This window comes from Sharpea porci, from assembly GCF_009695655.1.
GTDB lineage: Bacteria > Bacillota_I > Bacilli_A > Erysipelotrichales > Coprobacillaceae > Sharpea > Sharpea porci.
Genome location: NZ_VUNM01000065.1, coordinates 1 through 1826 on the forward strand (window position 1 = coordinate 1; position 1826 = coordinate 1826).

Here is a 1826-nt window from a genome sequence, read left to right on the forward strand (position 1 = left end):
CACGAAAGTGAGCGACATACCCATGTTCCCTGGGGAGCCTTCGGTGGATCGGAGGGGGCCGTTGGAAAATGTGACATTTACAACTACGACTCCAAGGGAGAGGTCAAGAGCATGCCCTCCAAGTTCTCCGGGTATGCCACCAAGGCCAATGATGTCATGGCATTCTATGCTCCCTGTGGTGGAGGGTATGGCAACCCCCTGGAGCGCCCCCCTGAACAGGTGAGGGAAGACGTTCTTGATGAGTAACTATTCAGGTGGTTGCGGATAGCCTGTCGACAACCACCTGATTTTTCTGGCATAGTGCACAGCATCATTCGGCACACCTATGCGGCGATATGACCATCAGCGATATCAACGTCGACGAGGCCCTGGAGCGGGTCCGGCAGCAGCTCAAGGAAGACCAGACGGTCTCGCCGTCGCTGCGTGCCGCCATCGATGTGCTGATGCTGCTGGTCAAGCTCATGGCCGATCGCCTGGCCACCAGTAGCCGCAACAGCAGCAAGCCACCGTCCCAGGATCCCAATCGCCAGCGCCGCTCGCGCGCCAAAGGCGAGCGGCGCCCCGGCGGACAGCCAGGGCATGAGGGTAAGACGTTGGCGCCGGTGACGGACCCCGACGAGGTGGTCAAGCTCCGTGTCGATCGTCGGCAACTCCCCAAGGGGCGTTCTTACCGCCCGGTCGGCGTCGAAACGCGCCAAGTGCAGGACATCGTAATCCAGGCCGTGGTCACCGAATATCAGGCTGAGGTCCTCGAAGATGATCAGGGGCAACGCTACGTGGCGCCATTCCCCGAGGGCGTGACTCGCCCCATCCAGTATGGCCCTCGCCTCAAGGCGCATGTCGTCTATCTCTCCCAGTATCAGCTGTTGCCCTATGCGCGTATCCGCGAGTTGCTCACCTCGCAGTGCGGCCTGTCGCTGAGCACCGGCACCCTGTTCGCCTTCAACCAGGAGGCCTACCAGCGGGCCGAGGCGTTCGCCGAGTGGGTGATCCCGGCGCTACGTGAAGCAGCCACCGTCCATGCCGATGAAACCGGAATGCAGGTCGGTGGCAAACGCTACTGGCTACACAGCGCCTCCAACGAGGCCCTGACCTGGTTGGCCCCGCACCCCAAGCGCGGCCAGGAAGCGATGGACGCCATCGGCGTATTGCCCTTCGTGCGTGGCGTGCTGGTGCATGATCACTGGAAGCCCTACTACCGCTATCCGGATTGCCGGCACGCGCTCTGTAATGCGCACCACCTTCGGGAGCTGACAGCGGCCTGGGAGAACGATGGCCAGGCATGGGCCAAGGCCTTGCATGACCTGTTGTTGGAGATGCATCGCGCCGTGGAGGTGGCCGACGGCTGACTCTCGGCCGATGAGACCCGAGCCTGGCGGCAGCGCTATCGAGATTGCCTGGCGAAAGGGGACGCCGAGTGCCCCCCGCCGGTGAAACCGCCACCTGGAACGCGAGGCCGGGCCAAGCGCACCAAGCCGCGCAACCTCCTGGAACGCCTCCAGGCGTACGAGGACGACGTGTTGCGCTTCCTCGACGACCCTGCCGCTCCCTTCACCAACAACCAGGGGGAACGCGATCTGCGAATGACCAAGGTCCAGCAGAAAATCTCGGGCTGTTTCCGCTCCTGGGAGGGTGCTGAGATCTTCTGCCGCATGCGTAGCTTTCTCTCGACCGCCGTCAAGCAAGGGGTGGCGGCGCATACCGCACTGGAGCAACTGTTTGCGGGGGAGGTGCCAGCCTTCATGCAGCAAGAAGCCCCGACTCAGCCAACCGGTGCTGAATAGTTACCAAAAATGATTCTTAAAAACGATCCCTAACACTCTTTT

General features: G+C 62.1%; 1 protein-coding gene and 1 pseudogene. Both read left to right on the forward strand.

The window, feature by feature from the left end; translation table 11 throughout:
* A partial coding sequence (locus FYJ79_RS12325) for a hydantoinase B/oxoprolinase family protein (RefSeq protein ID WP_195837096.1) occupies positions 1-246 on the forward strand: 246 nt, incomplete at its 5' end.
* 89 nt (positions 247-335) lie between these two features.
* Positions 336-1784: pseudogene (gene tnpC / locus FYJ79_RS12330) on the forward strand (IS66 family transposase).
* Positions 1785-1826: the final 42 nt, after the last annotated feature.